Source organism: Nitrospirillum iridis (assembly GCF_014205765.1).
GTDB lineage: Bacteria > Pseudomonadota > Alphaproteobacteria > Azospirillales > Azospirillaceae > Nitrospirillum > Nitrospirillum iridis.
Genome location: NZ_JACIIZ010000007.1, coordinates 86,056 through 101,353, shown reverse-complemented (window position 1 = coordinate 101,353; position 15,298 = coordinate 86,056). Strand labels below are relative to the sequence as shown.

The window sequence follows — 15,298 nt, the reverse complement described above, 5'->3', positions numbered from 1 at the left end:
ACGGCGGCGCGGCAACACATCGCTCGATAAACTCCGGTCAGCGGGGTTTGACTTATCCCCCCCGGGGGGATAGGAGTCAAGGCATGACCCATGCCACCACCCCCGACATCCTGAACCGCCTGAAGCGCGCCCAAGGCCATTTCGCCAAGATCGTGCAGATGGTGGAGGAAGGGCGCGACGCCCTGACCATCGCCCAGCAGCTGCAGGCCGTGGTCCGCGCCGTGGACAAGGCCAAGGTCGCCCTGGTGCTGCACCACATCGAGCATCACCTCGAAGAGGCGACCGGCCCCCTGCCCGATGAGACCCGCGCCCGCCTGGCTGAGATGGCGGAAATCACCAAGTATTTGTGAGACCGGCCCCATGACCCCCACTCACACCGCTCACCCGCATCCGTCCCTTGGCCACCCCCACGTTTTCCTGGGCGCCCGCCACCAGCGCAATGAACGGCGCACCTGGGGCGTCATCGCGCTGTGCGCCGTGATGATGATTGTGGAGATCGTGGGCGGCAGCCTCTACGGCTCCCTCGCCCTGGTGGCCGACGGCCTGCATATGTCGACCCACGCCGGCGCCCTGCTGATCGCCGCCATCGCCTACACCTACGCCCGCCGGCGCGCCAACGACCCCCGGTTTGTTTTCGGCACCGGCAAGATGGGCGACCTGGGCGGTTTCTGCAGCGCCATCATCCTCGCGATGATCGCCCTGCTGATCGGCTATGAGGCGGCGGCGCGCCTGGTCCATCCCGTGGCGATCGATTTCGACCAAGCCATCCCGATCGCCGTCGTCGGCCTGGTGGTGAACTTGGCCAGCGCCTGGATGCTGGGCGGGGACGGCCACGACCATGCCGGGCATGATCATGGACATCACGATCACGGACATGCCCACCACGGCCATGATCATGCTCATCATCACCATGCCCACCGCGACCACAACATGCGGGCGGCCTATGTGCATGTGGCCGCCGACGCCGCCATTTCCGTCCTGGCCATCGCCGGGCTGCTGGCTGGCCGCTATTTCGGCTGGCTGTGGATGGACCCGGTGATGGGTGTCGTGGGCGCCTTGGTCATCGGCAACTGGGCCTATGGTCTGGTGCGGGATACGGGCCGCATTCTGCTGGATATGGCGCCGGACACGGGGGTGGCTGACAGCATCCGCCGCACCGTGGCGGCAGAGGGGGACCAGCTGGCGGACCTGCATGTCTGGCGCTTGGGGCCCGGTCATCTGGGCGCCATCGTCTCCATCCTCGCCGGCACACAGCGTGATGCCGGTTATTACCGGGCCCGTCTGTCGACCCTCCCCTCCCTGTCCCATCTGACAGTGGAAGTCCTGCATAGCTGAGACGGTGGTTCCGGCAGAGGAAAGCTAAATAGCTAATAACTTGCTTTCTGGCCTGTACGTGTCCAATGTTCCTCGGTGTCGCAGACTGGGGAATATCATGAGTGATGATTGGTGGGATACGCCTGGAAGCCCCTATGCCGGCGGCCCCGCCGTACAGGAGCCACCGCCGCCCCTCCCCCCGGCCTTGATGGAGAGGGGCGATATATGCGGGCCCTACGCCACCCCCGAACAGTTGGCGTTGGAGGCCGCGTCCGCCGCCCTGGTGCGGCTGGATAGTGGCCTCGCGGCCAGCAGCGGCGCTGTGGCCGCCGGCTGGGTCAACCGCATGGCGATTGAGGAGGCGACAGCCTCGGCACGGCTGAACGGCATCCTGGTGGACACGGCCGACTTGCGCCTGCTGGCCTGGGACAGTCTGGATCGCGCCCCCGATCCTGACCTGGCCCAGGCCCTCCCCCTCTATGACCTGGTGCGCCGGATAGCCGCCCGCCATCCCCGCCACCTCTATACCCCCCGTCGCCTGGCGGCACTGGACCGCGTCCGTCAAACCCGCGCCGCCGGCTTCTCCCTGTGGAATGGTGCCGAGGAGGATGTGGACGCGGAGGAGCGTTGGTCGGTGCTGCAAGCGGCCCTGGCACCCGACGCCCTCACCCGGTTCCGCGCGGCCCCGGCCCTGGTCGGCGCCGCCGCCTTCCTGGCCCATTGGCATCGGACCCGCGCCGACCGCACCGCCGGGGCCGCCTTGGGCCGCTTGCTGGCAGCCTGGTGGCCCGCCCGCCAAGGATTGGTGCACACCCGACACGCCGGCAGCGACAGCGTGATCCTCGAGGGTTCGGATACCATCGCCAGCCCCACTCATCCGGGTTTCGCGGGCGGTCCGGTGCTGATGCCATCCGTCGGCTTTCTCGGGTATGCCATGGAGTATCGGCCGGATCGGGATGCCGGGTGGCTGCTTGCTTTCCTCAACGCCGCTATCCGGTCCCTGGCCCGCGGCGAGGTGCTGTTGCGCCGTCTGCGCCTGGCGGAGGTTCGGCTGGCTGAGGCGCTGCGCCCGCGCCGCTCCACATCCCGTGGGCCGCAAGTGGCGGCCTTCCTGCTGGCGCAACCCGTCGCCACGTCTGGCCGCCTCGCCCAGTCGCTGGGCATGAGCGGCACCGCCGCCCGTACCTTGCTGGACGGACTGCATCGGGATCGGTTGGTGCTGGAGATTTCCGGCCGGGACGCCTACCGCGCCTATATGGTGGAGTGATCGAAAGACGGGGGGGTGGTTTTTCTGAAAAAACCCGGGTATCCGTTCCCTTGACGACACCCCCGTTTCTTCCCCGCCGGCGACGTTCATCCAAAGAAAAAGCCCCGTCGCCAGGACGGGGCCGTTTCGAAGTTTTTTCAGAAAAACCAGCTGGGCTATCGACACACCCTAAATATCAAGGTGCCTCGTCAGTCAGGTACATCGAGGCCACAGCGCCGGAGTGCGTCGGGGAGTTGCGCGAACAGCGCGTCCAAGGCCTGTGGCGGCAACCCGGCCGCCAGCCGCAGGATGGGCCGTCCCTCATGCAGGGACAGCCGGACCAACACCTGACCGGTGCGGGAGCGGATGACCCTCTCCCCTGAAACCTCGGGCTCCACCGCCACCTCGCCTTGAGCCGCCGCCATCAGGGTCCGCAGACGGGCGCTGAAGCTAAGACCGTCCTCACCATCACGGGCGCTCAGAGCGGCGGCCGCCGCCTCCACCCGTGCCGCCGCCTCATCGCTCTCGGCCATCAGCCGGGCCAGCTTGGCGCCATCACTGATCTTCAGGGGCCGGGGGTCGTCCAACGCGGCGATCACTGTGGCCGGCAGTTCCGCGAATTTAAGCAGGTTGGACAGGTGGCCCTTGCTGAAATCCAGCCGCTCCATCAACTCCGCCCGGCTCATCAGCCCAGTGTCCAGCACCGTCTTCAACTGCACCGCGCGCTCATAGGCGGAGATGTCGGCCCGGGCCTCGTTCTCCTGCACCATCTTGATCAGCAGGTCACGGTCGTCCGCCTGCATTACCCGCGCCACCACCTTGCGTCCCAGCTGACGGCAGGCCGCGGTGCGACGATGACCGGCGATCAGCTCATACCCCTCCCCTCCCGCCGCCGGGCGAACCAGCACGGGGGCCAACTGGCCATGCCGCAGGATGTCTTGCACCAGCGTGGCGAAGGCGGCGTCGGCGAAGGCGGCGGCGTGACGGTCTTGATACTGGGTGCCGTGGATGTCCGCCGGGTCCAGTTCCAGCAGGACACGGCCACTATCGCGCAGCGTCTCCAGCTCCCGGGCGCTGTCCTGGAACACGCTTTCGATCTGGTTGACGATGGGAATCGCGGACCGGGGGGAGGCCGGTCGCGTCGCACGGCTGGCGGTCAGGTCGCCGATGGCGCTGTCCAGTTCGGCCATTCTGTCCTTGCGGCTCATCGTGCCCCCTCCCGCGCCGGCGCGCGCTTCCAGATGTCCCAGATCACGCGTTCGATCTCGGCGTTCACGTTGTTCAGATATTCCAGCCCGCGCTCATAGGTGCGGCGGTTCACGTCGCTGGCCTCCAGCTCGTAATAACTTTGCTTCAGGTTGCCGGCGCTATCCAGGCCGGTGGTCAACGCCATACGGTTTTCCAGCAAGGTGTCGGCGAAGATGCTGCCCATCCATTTCACCAGCTGGCTCTGGTTGCCGTCGGCGGTCTGATACTTCGACACCAACAGACGCACGGCATCGAAGGTCTTCACCCGGCCGCCTTCGGCCTGCGCCAGAGTGGACAACGTCTCATAGACCATGCGGAAAAAGCGGCCGGCGGAACTGAAGTCCAGCATCGATGGGGGGATGGGGATCAACAGGAAGTTCGCCGCCATCACCGCGTTGATGGATAGATAGCTCAACGACGGCGGGCAATCGCACACGACGATATCGTAGTCCTGGTCGATCGTGGGCAAGGCGTCCTGGAGGATGCGCCAGAAGCGCAATTCACGCTGGCGCATCTGCCGAACCGGTACCTCGAACTCTGTGGAGTAGAGCCCCAGATTGGCGGGGATGACATCCAGCCCATCCCAGTAGGTCTTCTGGATCAAGGGGCGCAGGTCGTTGGTCCGCTGGCTATCGTCCAGGGTGAACAGGCGATAGAGCGTGTCCAGACGGTCGAACTGCTCATCCGGCACGAAGCCGAACAGCGAGGTGGCGCTGGCCTGGCTATCGAGGTCAACCATTAACACCCGATAGCCCTGCAAGGCCAGGTACTGCGCCAGGTGGACGGAATGGGTTGTCTTGGCGGCGCCGCCCTTGAAGTTGGCGACGGTGATGACCGACAGCTGCTCCCCCGCCTCGCGGTCACGACCAACGCGGTAGCGCACGTCACCGGTCTGCTGGAACAGTTGCCGACGAATCTGGTTCACCTCCGCCAAGGTGAAGCCGCGGCGGTTATTGCCGCCGATGACCGTCCCTTGCGGAAACTGCTCGTTCTTCAGCAGCGCCCGCAGATGGCTTTCCGAAATGCGGATCAGCCGGGCGGCTTCCGACGTGGGAAACAGGCGCAAGGTCTTCGCGTGGCCAGGATAGGCCTGAACCTCGATGATCTTACGCTGGATGGCGTCACAGCCTTCCGAGTGGTCCAGGAAGATTTGCAGGGGATCGTCGCCGGCCGGGCTTTGCTGATCGGCGGGCGCGCTGACATCGGTGGTCATTGGTGTATCCGAAGGGCTGCCAGAGATGCGCGGATAATGCCCAACCGCGAACCCGACGCCAACCGCGATCTTGGGGCAAAGATGCGGATAAATGTTCCATCAGCGATTTTTTTCCCATTACGCGGAAAAATTCGCTGACGGGATTTGAATGACTGGGCGATTCGGCGCATTTGGTAACTGTAACCTTGAAACCGGCACGATCGCGCCCGGATTCCCCGCCGATCTTCTTTCTCACGAGCACCGATCTTCAAGGGAACGGATACCAATTCGGTGTGGTCCGCGGATTCGTGGGAAATGGCGGATTTCCTAGGTTTTTCACTCTCTGTCCGTTTCCGAGCGCTGGACGATCGGGAGGGAGGTGCTGACATTGAAACCCGCGCTGGAACCCGCTGGCCCTGCACCGGTTCCGTTGGCGCAGCTGTTCAAAGCCTGGCCTGTGGATAGTTTCCTTAAAAGGATTCAGGGTTAAACGGATATAGGGTTTAACAGTTACAGCCCTGAAAAACGCTGATTTTGCAAATGCTTAACAGGTGTTTTGGTAACGGATACCGTGACTCTGGGTATCTGAACCCTGGCATCGCGGACTCCAAACCCTCAAGCCTGGGGTCACCGATCCCTTGTGGGACGGTTGCTGAACCCTGGTGTCGACAAAGCCGGTATCCAAACCCTTGACCGGAAAACAGGCGAGTCGGTCGGAGTCGGTATCCATAGCCTTGATCTTGGTTGCTGTTCCCTCAAAGCCGGTTGCTGATCCCTTGAGCAAAGGGGTGCCAGGGGGGCTGTTTCGGACTCCGATACCGCGATCGGACTCCGTCATCCCCCGAGTCCGCGTGATTTTGCGCCGTCGGGATGAGTCGGGGGGAGGGGCGATCGAGTCGACTCAAGGGATCGGTTACCCAAGCCCACGGGTTCAGCAACCAAGGCCGGCGTCGACTCGATATCGACACCAGATTTTGGGGGTGGCGGCCCCAAAATCTCAAGGGATCGGAAACCGTCCGCGCTTTTGCCGTTGGCGGTGACGAAGTGCCGCGTTCATCATCCGGAGTCCAAACGCCCCGTCCATGGTGGAGGGGGCCTGCTTTTTGTGTGAAGGGTGGCGACAATGGCGGGGACGACGACACGGACTGCGGACATGGTTTCCGTACCGGCCATGGTCGAGGCGCCCATGGCGGGCCAGCTGGCCTTGGCGCTGGACAGCCCGCTGATCGGCAAGGTGAAGAATGACCGGCTGGTCATGGTCTTCAACTTCTTCGCCCTCAGCAAGGAAACGGTGACGGAACTGCCGGTCTACGACGACGGCACCGTGCGCATCGAGGTCACCGGCACCAAGCATGGCGTCGCCAACATCTGGGACAAGGAGGTGCTGATCTACCTCGTGTCCCTGATCCAGGACAAACTGAACCGGGGGGAACCGGTCAGCCCCCGCCTGACCTTCACCGGCCACGACTTCTTCCGCGTGGTGGGCATCCACGCCACCAATACCGCCTACCAGCGGCTGGAGGACGCGCTGAAGCGCCTGCAGTCCACCCAGGTCCTCACCAACCTGGAAACCGGTGGCGAGGGGGAGACGGGCGCCTTCTCCTGGGTGCTGGACTACCGCATCAACTACCGCCGGGATAAGGACGGCGGCAAGACCATGAAGTCGTTGACGGTCCAGCTGTGTGACTGGCTGTACCGGGCGGTGGTCAAGGACCGCAAGATCCTGACCTACCACCCCGATTATTTTAAACTGTCGCCCACCGAGAAGCGGCTCTATGAGATCGCCCGGGCGCATTGCGGCAACCAGGGCGCCTTCAAGATGAACATCGAGAAGCTGCGCCTGCGCGTCGGCGCCGAGAGCGATCTCAAGGTGTTCAAGGCCCGGCTGGTGGCGCTGGCCAAGAAGCGCCAGGCCCTGCCGGAATACGGGCTGACGGTGGTCGATCCCCGCCGCTGGGGCCGGGACCGCAACGCGCCCCCGCCCCCGGGCCGCACGCCGCTGAAAAGCCATATGGTTTACTTCTTCCGGACCGACAGCCTGTCGGCGATGGCGCCCTTCGACCAGGCGCCGGAATTCCCGGACGCCGTGCCGGACATGATGTTGGGCGACATGGATGGACTGGCCGCCTGACGGCAGCGGCCGAGGCGGCGGGCTTGGGTGCCCGTCCGGCCTTGCAATCTCACGGCAGACATGATGCATGTCGGCAAACCGGGCTGCGGGGACCGGATCGACCTGTCGTGAGGACATCTGAAATGCGTGATTTCCTGAAGGGCGCGCCGCTGAGCGCCCTGGCTGCCGGCGCCCTGGCCGGCCTGTTGCTGGCGCCCACGGTCGCGGGCGCCGATGAAGGCATGTGGACCTTCAACAACTTTCCCAGCGCCAAGGTGAAGCAGGCCTACGGCTTCAGCCCCGATCCCAAATGGCTGGAGCGGGTGCAACTGGCGTCCGTCCGGCTGGCGCGCGGCTGTTCCGGCGCCTTCGTCTCTGCCAGCGGCCTGATCCAGACCAACCATCATTGCGCCCGCGCCTGCATTCAGCAGGTCTCGTCCGCGGACCATAACCATATCAAGGACGGCTTCTACGCGGTCGACCTGAAGGACGAGGCCAAGTGCCCGGATATGGAGGTCAACCAGCTGGTTCAGATCACCGATGTGACCCAGCGGGTGAACGCCGCCACCGCGGGCAAGGAGGGCGACGCCTTCTCCGCCGCCCAGAAGGAAGTGCAGGCGGCGATTCAGAAGGAATGCACCGGTGGCGCCGACGACATCCGTTGCGACGTCGTCGAGCTGTATCACGGCGGCGCCTACAATCTTTATAAGTACCACCGCTATCAGGACGTGCGCCTGGTGTTCGCGCCCGAGGAGGATATCGCCTTCTTCGGCGGCGACCCGGACAATTTCGAATTCCCGCGCTACGATCTCGACGTCTCCTACGTCCGTGTGTACGACAAGGACGGCAAACCGCTGAACACCAAGGCCACCTATTTCCCCTACGCGTCCCGCGACGCCAACGAGGGCGATCTGGTCTTCACCTCGGGCAATCCCGGCCGGACGGAGCGCTTGGACACGGTGGCGGAGCTGGAATACGACCGCGACCACACCCTGCCCGACCGGCTGCTGTACCTGACGGAGCTGCGCGGCATCCTGCTGCAGTTCACGGCACAGGGTGAGGAGAACGCGCGCACCGCCCGCACCAAGCTTTTCAGTATCGAGAACAGCTACAAGGCGCTGTACGGGCAGTTCCAGACCCTGGTCGATCCGGCGCTGCTCAACGCCAAGCGCAAGGAGGAGGCCGAGCTCAAGGCGATCATCGCGGCCGACCCGGCGCTGACGCAGCAGTACGGCGACCCGTGGGCCGCCATCGCCAAGTCGGTCGAACACTACGCCGTGGTGTCCAAGCGCTATGAGGTGCTGGAGGCCGGGCGCAGCTTCACCTCCCAGTCCGATCTGTTCACCTTCGCCCGCAACCTGGTGCGGGCCGCCAGTGAGCGCACGCTGCCGGACGGCAAGCGCCTGCGCGAGTATACCGACGCGAACTTCCCCTTCATCCGCCAGCGCCTGCTGTCCAACAGCCCGGTCTATCCGGAGCTGGAACGTGTGCTGATCCGGGCGCAGCTGGTCTATCTGCAGCGCCAGTTGGGCCCGGATGATCCCCTGGTGCGCAAGGTCTTCGGCAGCCGGTCGGCCGAGCAGATCGCCGATGAGCTGGTGAAGGGCTCCACCCTGGGCGATCCGGCGGAGCGCAAGCGTTTGCTGGAGGGGGGCGAGGCCGCCATCGCCGCATCCGCCGACCCGCTGATCAAGTTCGCCAAGCTGATCGACGCCGACGCCCTGGCCGCCCGCCGGGATGTGGAGGCCAACGTCGCCGCCGTGCAGCAGAAGAACGCCGGCTACATCGCCCAGGCCATGTTCAAGGTGCACGGCACCTCGATCTACCCGGACGCCACCTTCAGCCCCCGCGTGTCCTACGGCACGGTGAAGGGCTATGAGCAGAACGGCCAGCACGTGGCACCCTTCACCACCATGGGCGGCACCTTCGAACGGGCCACCGGCGCCTTCCCCTTCGCCCTGCCGGATAGCTGGCTGAAGGCCAAGGACGCCATCAACCCGTCGCAGAAGTTCGACATGGTCAGCACCAACGACATCATCGGCGGCAACTCCGGCTCCCCCGTCATCAACAAGGACGCGGAAGTCGTGGGCCTGATCTTCGATGGCAACATCCAGTCGCTGGGCGGCGATTTCGGCTATGACGGGTCGGTCAACCGCGCCGTCTGGGTCTCGGTCGGTGCCCTGAAGGAGGCGTTGGCCAAGGTCTATCACGCCAACCGCCTGTCAAAGGAGCTGGGCGCCCACTAAGGCGTCGCGGCCCCCTTGGGAAAAGGCCTGCGGGGAGGGCGCCCCCGCAGGTTCCCGCGCACGGTGGCACGCGCCGCCAAATGCCGCAGTCTTCCGCCCGCCAGGTAAAGGCCATAATTCCGTATCATAGGGGAAGGAGGCCCCCGCAGCACCCCGGGGTGCCCCTCCGGCTCGTGACGAGGGTGATCGCGGCGGGGCCATGAGATACCCGCCGGAAAGAGGATGATCATGCACCGCGTGTTCAAGGTTCCGTTCCTGGTGATGATGTCGCTGGTGGTGACCTTGCTGGCCCTGGCCGGCGCCGCCGGTCCGGCGGCGGCCCGCACGTTCGTCAGCGTGGGTATCGGCGTCGGCCCCTACTGGCCCGCCGCCTATGGACCGTACTGGCACGACCCGTACTGGCGGTGGCGTGACCCGTATTGGGCGCCCTATCCCGCCGTCTATGCCGCCCCCTATTACGCGCCTTACGCTTACGTCCCCCCGGCGCCCGTTTATGTGGCGCCGGCGCCGACGGTGGTGAAGGTGGCGCCCGTCGCCCAGCCTGTCCAGGCCGTGGCCGCGAAACCGGGGTTCGATCAATCCAATTGCCGGGAATACACCTCCACCATCACTGTCGCCGGGCAACCCACCCAGCAGGTGGGCACGGCCTGCCGCCAGCCGGATGGATCCTGGCGCATCGTCAACTGACGACGGGGCCGGTCCCACCCCCATCCGAAGGATAGGGTGAAGCACAAGCCCAGGGTTTTCCTGGGCTTGTGCGTATCCAGGCCCACGACATTTGCACTTCCGTTACAAAATCCTGTCCCGCGCGATACCGCGCTGGGCTTATGCTGACCGTGTGTACCGTCCGGACGGGGAGGCCGGATCAGGGGTGCGGGATGGCACATAGCCTATAGAGGACAGGACCATGCGTATGGGGCTCGCCCATGTGCGGGCGGCCGCGCTCGGCGGCTGCCTTGCCATGCTCTTCGCCACCGCCCATGCCGACGAGGGCATGTGGACCTTCAACCACTTTCCAAGCGCCAAAGTCCAACAAGCCTACGGCTTCGAGCCCAGCGCCCAGTGGCTGGACCATGTTCGCACCGCCTCGCTGCGCTTGCCGCGGGGGTGTTCGGCGTCCTTCGTCTCGGCCACCGGCCTAGTGCAGACCAACCACCACTGCGCCCGCGACTGCCTGCAACAACTGTCCTCGCCCAGCAGCAACCTGGTGCAGGAGGGCTTCTACGCCGCCAAGCCGGAAAACGAGGTGAAATGCCCGGATGTGGAGGCCAACCAGCTGGTCGGCATCACCGACGCCACCGCGCAGGTGAAGGAGGCGGTGGCCGGGCGCGACGGCCAGGACTACGGCAGGGCCTTGCGTGAAGCCCTGGCCCGGCTGCAACGCGACTGCGCCGGCGGCGACGATGCCATCCGCTGCGATGTGGTGGAGCTGTACCGTGGTGGCGTCTACAACGTTTACAAATACCACCGCTATCAGGATGTCCGTCTGGTCTTCGCGCCGGAGGAAAGCATCGCCTTTTTCGGCGGCGATCCGGACAATTTCGAATTTCCCCGCTATGACCTGGATGTGGCCTTCCTGCGCGTCTATGACGAGACGGGCCAGCCGCTGAACACGCAGGCCAGCTACTTCGCCTACGCCCCCCACGACGCCAACGAGGGGGACCTGGTCTTCACCTCCGGCAACCCCGGCACGACCGAGCGGCTGGATACGGTGGCGGAACTGGAATACGACCGTGACGTCGTGCTGCCCGAAAGCCTGGTCTATCTGGCGGAATTGCGCGGCCTGCTGCTGCAATTCTCGGCCGAGGGGACGGAGCATGCGCGTGTTGCCTTCGCCAAGCTGTTCGCCGTGGAGAACGCGTACAAGGCGCGCCTGGGGCAGTTCCGGGCCCTGGTCAATCCCAGCCTGATCGAGTCCCGGCGCCGGGCGGAAAACGAATTGCGGGCCAAGGTGGCGGCCGACCCGCAGTTCCAGCAGCGGGTCGGCGACCCCTGGGCCGCCATCGCCCTGGCGGTCGCCCACTATCGCGCCGTCGCCGACCGCATGGAGGTGGTGGAGGAGGGGCGGGGGTCGCAGTCCGACCTGTTCGCCTACGCCCGCCTGCTGGTCCGCGCGGCGGAGCAGCGGCAACTGCCTGACATCCGGCGCTTCCAGGAGTTCACCGACGCTGGATTCCCCTTCACCCGCCAGCGCCTGCTGGCCAACACCCCCGTCTCCGCCGACCTGGAAAAGATGCTGCTGCGCGCCTGGCTGGTGCAGCTGCGCCGGGTGCTGGGGCCGGACGATCCGCTGGTCCGCGATGTCCTGGGCGCCCAGACCGCGGACAAGATGGCGGCCGAGCTGGTGGATGGCACCCGCCTGGCGGACCCGGCGGAGCGCAAGCGGCTGCTGATGGGGGGCATCGAAGCCATCAAGAACTCCCATGATCCACTGATCCGCTTCGCGCAGGAGGTGGACAAGCAGGCGCAGATCGTCCGCCGGGATGTCGAGTTCAATGTCGAGGCGGTGGAACGGCGCAATGCCGGCGCCATCGCCCAGGCCATGTTCGCGGCCAACGGAACGACCGTGTATCCGGATGCCACCTTCTCCCCCCGCCTGTCCTATGGCGTGGTCAAAGGCTATGACGAGAATGGCCGCCATGTGCGCTATTACACGACCTTGGGTGAGGCTTACGGCAGGGCAACGGGGGCGGACCCCCTCGCCTTGCCACGGTCATGGGTCCGCGCGCGCGGCGACGTCGACTTCAACCGCAAGTTCAACATCGTCAGCACCAATGACATCGTGCGCGGCAGCTCGGGCTCGCCGGTGATCAATACCGATGGGCAGATCGTCGGTATGATCTTCGATGGCAACAGCCAGTCCTTGGGCGGGGATTTCGGCTTCGACGACACCGTCAACCGCGCCATCTGGGTGTCGGTGGGGGCGGTGAGGGAGGCGCTGACCAAGATTTACGGCACCACCCGGCTGAACCGGGAACTGGGGCTGTGAGCGTCGACCCGAGGCGCGCCCGAAGACGGGTTCGCCTCAACAACCCGCGGTTTTGCCCCTTGTCGCATTCCAGATCTGCGCCATCCTCATTAGGCCTGGACGTGCGCTAAGCAATAACTTGCTTGCAAGTATTTTCCTGCCCGCTGTCACCGTGGGCGCCCTCCCTTTCCCCGCTTTCCTTGGACCCCGGCCGGCCCGGGCCCGAGGCGTTTGCATCCGCAGGACAAAGCCCGATCCGGCCTTCAACGATCAGGGACCAAAGGACCATCATGACCAGCACGCCCTCCGCCCTTCCGCCCAAGCGTTCCGCCTTGCCGCGCATCATCGGCTTCGGCGTGTTGGCCGCCATCGTGGTCGGCGGCGTCGTCCTCTGGCTTGGCGGCCGGGGCAAGGAATCCACCGACGATGCCTTCACCGAGGGCCGCGTGGTCACCGTGGCGCCCAAGGTCTCAGGTTTGGTGGTCGAACTGGCGGTGCAGGATAACCAGCGGGTGAAGGCGGGCGACCTGCTGTTCCGCATCGACCCCCGCGATTACGAGAATACCCGAGACCGCGACGCCGCCCAGCTGAAGCTGGCGGAGGCGCAGTTGGCCCAGGCGCGCACCAACCTGGACATCGCCCAGGTCACCTACCCGGCGCAGCTGGACCAGGCCCGCGCCGCCCGCGCCCAGGCGGAGGCGACGCTGGTCCGCGCCAAGGCCGACCTGTCGCGCCAGACGGAGATCGACGTTCGCGCCACCACCAAGTCGCAGATCGACGCCGCCCAGGCGCAATACCGCACCGCCCAGGCGCAGCTGGCCGACGCCGACGCCAAGTTGCGCTCGGCGCAAGAGGCGCCGCGCAATATCGAGGCCGCCGCCGCCCAGGTGAAGCAGCTGGAGGCGCAGGTGACCGCGGCCCAGGCTGAACTGGCGCAAGCGGAGCTGAACCTGTCGCAGACCACGATCGTGGCGCCGCAGGATGGCTGGGTGACCAAGCGCGCGGTGGAAAAGGGCAACTACATGCAGGTGTCGCAGTCGGCCATGACCTTGGTGACGCCCGAGATTTGGGTGGTCGCCAACTTCAAGGAAAACCAGCTGAAGCACATGCGCGTCGGCCAGCCCGTGGACATCGAGGTCGACGCCTTCCCCGACCTGAAACTGACCGGCGTCGTCGACAGTTTCCAGATGGGCACGGGCTCGCGCTTCACCGCCTTCCCCTCGGAAAACGCCACCGGCAACTTCGTGAAGATCGTGCAGCGCCTGCCGGTCAAGATCAAGGTGACGGGCGGCCTGCCCGCCGACCACCCCTTGCCGCTAGGCCTGTCGGTCGAACCCACCGTCAAGCTGAACTGAGGGCCGGACGGTGAGCGAAGGACTTCCCCTTCCCGAGGATACCGGCGGGTCGTCATCCTGGCGGCCCAAACACAACCCCTATCTGGTCGCCATGGTGGTGACCGTCGCCACCTTCATGGAGGTGCTGGACACCACCATCATCAACGTGGCGCTGCCGCACATCGCCGGCAGCCTGTCGGTGGGCACGGACGAAAGCACCTGGACCCTGACTTCCTACCTGGTGGCCAATGGCATCGTGCTGCCGGTTTCGGGCTGGCTGGGGCGCCTGATGGGCCGCAAGAACTACTTCCTGCTGTCCGTCATCATGTTCACCGTGTCGTCGCTGCTGTGCGGCCTGTCGACCTCGCTTCCGGAACTGATCATCTTCCGGCTGTTCCAGGGCTTTTTCGGCGGTGGTTTGCAGCCCAACCAGCAGTCCATCCTGCTGGATACCTTTGAACCGGCGAAACGCGCGACCGCTTTCGGCGTCACCGCCGTCGCCATCATCGCCGCCCCCATCATGGGGCCGACCTTGGGCGGCTGGATCACCGACAATTTCAGTTGGCGCTGGGTGTTCCTGATCAATGTGCCGATCGGCGTCCTGGCCACCTTCGCCATTTCGGCGGTGGTGGAGGATCCGCCCTGGGCCCGGGCCGGCGCCGCCAAGGGCAAGCGCAACATCGACGTGATCGGCTTGTCGCTGATCGCCGGCGGTTTCGCCTGCCTGCAGATCGTGCTGGACCGTGGTGAGCAGGAGGACTGGTTCTCCAGCGGGTTCATCCAAGTGTTCGCCGTGGGTGCCGTGCTCGGCATGATGGGGGCGGTCATCTGGCTGCTGGAGCGGGCCGACCCGATCGTCAATCTGCGGGTTTGGAAGGACAAGAACTTCGCCATCGGCACGCTTTTCATCAGCGTCATGGCCGCCACCCTCTATGGCAGCGCGGTGCTGATCCCACAGCTCGCGCAGTCCCAACTGAGTTACACGGCGACATGGGCGGGCATGATCCTGTCGCCTGGTGGCTTCATGATCCTGATCATGATCCCCATCATCACCCGCGTTCTGCTGAAAAAGTTCCAGGCCCGCTACATCGTGGCCAGCGGCTTCTTCCTGCTGGGCTTGGCCATGTTCTACACGGCCACCATCAGTCCGCAGGTCGACTTCGTCACGTTGATGAGCATGCGCATGGCCCAGACCTTTGGCACGGCGCTGCTGATGATTCCCATCAGCACCGTGGCATTCGCCTCGGTCCCGCGTGAAATGAACGGCGATGCCGCCGCGCTTTATTCCATGGCCCGCAACCTGGGCGGCAGCATCGGCATCGCCTTGACCACTGCGTATCTGACCCAGCGCACCCAGGTGCACCAGGCGTATCTGGCGGAACACCTCAGCGACCTGAATGCCGCGTATCAGATGACGAAGCAGTCCTGGCTGGCCGGCCTTTCGGGCCATGGCCTGACGCCCTCACAGATCGAGTCCTCCGCCCTGGCCGGCATCTACCGGACGCTGCTGCGCCAGTCGGCCATCCTGGGATACGTCGATGTGTTCCGGGTGTCCGGTATGGTGGCCCTGTGTGTCGTGCCGCTCGCCTTCTTCATGAAATCCACCAAGGCGGCACCCAAGCCCGCCGCCGCGGAGTGAC

General features: G+C 65.3%; 11 protein-coding genes. 9 read left to right on the top strand and 2 right to left on the bottom strand.

The features are described 5' to 3' along the window. Window positions 1-83 precede the first annotated feature (83 nt). The 3 genes from FHS74_RS13755 to FHS74_RS13745 all read left to right on the top strand — a co-directional run bounded on the left by FHS74_RS13755 (window position 84) and on the right by FHS74_RS13745 (window position 2,581). The gene (locus FHS74_RS13755) at window positions 84-350 is read left to right on the top strand and encodes a metal-sensing transcriptional repressor (RefSeq protein ID WP_184801422.1); all 267 of its coding nucleotides are present in this window, start codon (window positions 84-86) and stop codon (window positions 348-350) included. Window positions 351-360: 10 nt separating this feature from the next. After that, window positions 361-1,335, top strand: a complete 975-nt coding sequence (gene dmeF / locus FHS74_RS13750; protein WP_184801415.1) for a CDF family Co(II)/Ni(II) efflux transporter DmeF — start codon at window positions 361-363, stop codon at window positions 1,333-1,335. 97 nt (window positions 1,336-1,432) lie between these two features. Then, the gene (locus FHS74_RS13745) at window positions 1,433-2,581 is read left to right on the top strand and encodes a hypothetical protein (protein ID WP_184801408.1); all 1,149 of its coding nucleotides are present in this window, start codon (window positions 1,433-1,435) and stop codon (window positions 2,579-2,581) included. Between the two features lie 188 nt (window positions 2,582-2,769). On the opposite strand, the gene FHS74_RS13740 is transcribed toward FHS74_RS13745, so the two are convergent. After that, a complete protein-coding gene (locus FHS74_RS13740; RefSeq protein WP_184801406.1) occupies window positions 2,770-3,768 on the bottom strand; it encodes a ParB/RepB/Spo0J family partition protein in 999 nt (332 codons plus the stop codon). Then, window positions 3,765-5,021 carry a plasmid partitioning protein RepA gene (gene repA / locus FHS74_RS13735; RefSeq protein ID WP_184801404.1) on the bottom strand — a complete coding sequence of 419 codons (1,257 nt, stop codon included), beginning with the start codon at window positions 5,019-5,021 and terminating at the stop codon, window positions 3,765-3,767. Before repA ends, FHS74_RS13740 begins: the two co-directional genes overlap by 4 nt. A gap of 1,132 nt (window positions 5,022-6,153) precedes the next feature. Between repA and FHS74_RS13730 the strand changes: the two genes are divergently transcribed. The 6 genes from FHS74_RS13730 to FHS74_RS13705 all read left to right on the top strand — a co-directional run bounded on the left by FHS74_RS13730 (window position 6,154) and on the right by FHS74_RS13705 (window position 15,297). Further along, window positions 6,154-7,131: a replication initiator protein A gene (locus FHS74_RS13730; RefSeq protein WP_246463123.1), complete on the top strand. Its 978-nt coding sequence runs from the start codon at window positions 6,154-6,156 to the stop codon at window positions 7,129-7,131. Window positions 7,132-7,253: 122 nt separating this feature from the next. After that, on the top strand, window positions 7,254-9,356 hold the full coding sequence (locus FHS74_RS13725; RefSeq protein ID WP_184801402.1) for a S46 family peptidase: 2,103 nt from the start codon (window positions 7,254-7,256) through the stop codon (window positions 9,354-9,356). 222 nt (window positions 9,357-9,578) lie between these two features. After that, on the top strand, window positions 9,579-10,043 hold the full coding sequence (locus FHS74_RS13720) for a hypothetical protein (RefSeq protein ID WP_184801400.1): 465 nt from the start codon (window positions 9,579-9,581) through the stop codon (window positions 10,041-10,043). 220 nt (window positions 10,044-10,263) lie between these two features. After that, window positions 10,264-12,345 carry a S46 family peptidase gene (locus FHS74_RS13715; protein ID WP_184801398.1) on the top strand — a complete coding sequence of 694 codons (2,082 nt, stop codon included), beginning with the start codon at window positions 10,264-10,266 and terminating at the stop codon, window positions 12,343-12,345. A 269-nt stretch (window positions 12,346-12,614) separates the two neighbouring features. Beyond that, window positions 12,615-13,679 carry an HlyD family secretion protein gene (locus FHS74_RS13710; protein ID WP_184801396.1) on the top strand — a complete coding sequence of 355 codons (1,065 nt, stop codon included), beginning with the start codon at window positions 12,615-12,617 and terminating at the stop codon, window positions 13,677-13,679. A gap of 10 nt (window positions 13,680-13,689) precedes the next feature. Beyond that, window positions 13,690-15,297 carry a DHA2 family efflux MFS transporter permease subunit gene (locus FHS74_RS13705; protein ID WP_425491297.1) on the top strand — a complete coding sequence of 536 codons (1,608 nt, stop codon included), beginning with the start codon at window positions 13,690-13,692 and terminating at the stop codon, window positions 15,295-15,297. The last annotated feature ends 1 nt before the right edge of the window (window position 15,298 follow it).

Excerpts from the sequence above, each read along its gene's own strand:
- FHS74_RS13755 (WP_184801422.1), top strand. The coding sequence starts at position 84 with ATGACCCATGCCACCACCCCCGACATCCTGAACCGCCTGAAGCGCGCC.
- dmeF (WP_184801415.1), top strand. The coding sequence starts at position 361 with ATGACCCCCACTCACACCGCTCACCCGCATCCGTCCCTTGGCCACCCC.
- FHS74_RS13745 (WP_184801408.1), top strand. The coding sequence starts at position 1,433 with ATGAGTGATGATTGGTGGGATACGCCTGGAAGCCCCTATGCCGGCGGC.
- FHS74_RS13740 (WP_184801406.1), bottom strand. The coding sequence starts at position 3,768 with ATGAGCCGCAAGGACAGAATGGCCGAACTGGACAGCGCCATCGGCGAC.
- repA (WP_184801404.1), bottom strand. The coding sequence starts at position 5,021 with ATGACCACCGATGTCAGCGCGCCCGCCGATCAGCAAAGCCCGGCCGGC.
- FHS74_RS13730 (WP_246463123.1), top strand. The coding sequence starts at position 6,154 with ATGGTTTCCGTACCGGCCATGGTCGAGGCGCCCATGGCGGGCCAGCTG.
- FHS74_RS13725 (WP_184801402.1), top strand. The coding sequence starts at position 7,254 with ATGCGTGATTTCCTGAAGGGCGCGCCGCTGAGCGCCCTGGCTGCCGGC.
- FHS74_RS13720 (WP_184801400.1), top strand. The coding sequence starts at position 9,579 with ATGATCATGCACCGCGTGTTCAAGGTTCCGTTCCTGGTGATGATGTCG.
- FHS74_RS13715 (WP_184801398.1), top strand. The coding sequence starts at position 10,264 with ATGCGTATGGGGCTCGCCCATGTGCGGGCGGCCGCGCTCGGCGGCTGC.
- FHS74_RS13710 (WP_184801396.1), top strand. The coding sequence starts at position 12,615 with ATGACCAGCACGCCCTCCGCCCTTCCGCCCAAGCGTTCCGCCTTGCCG.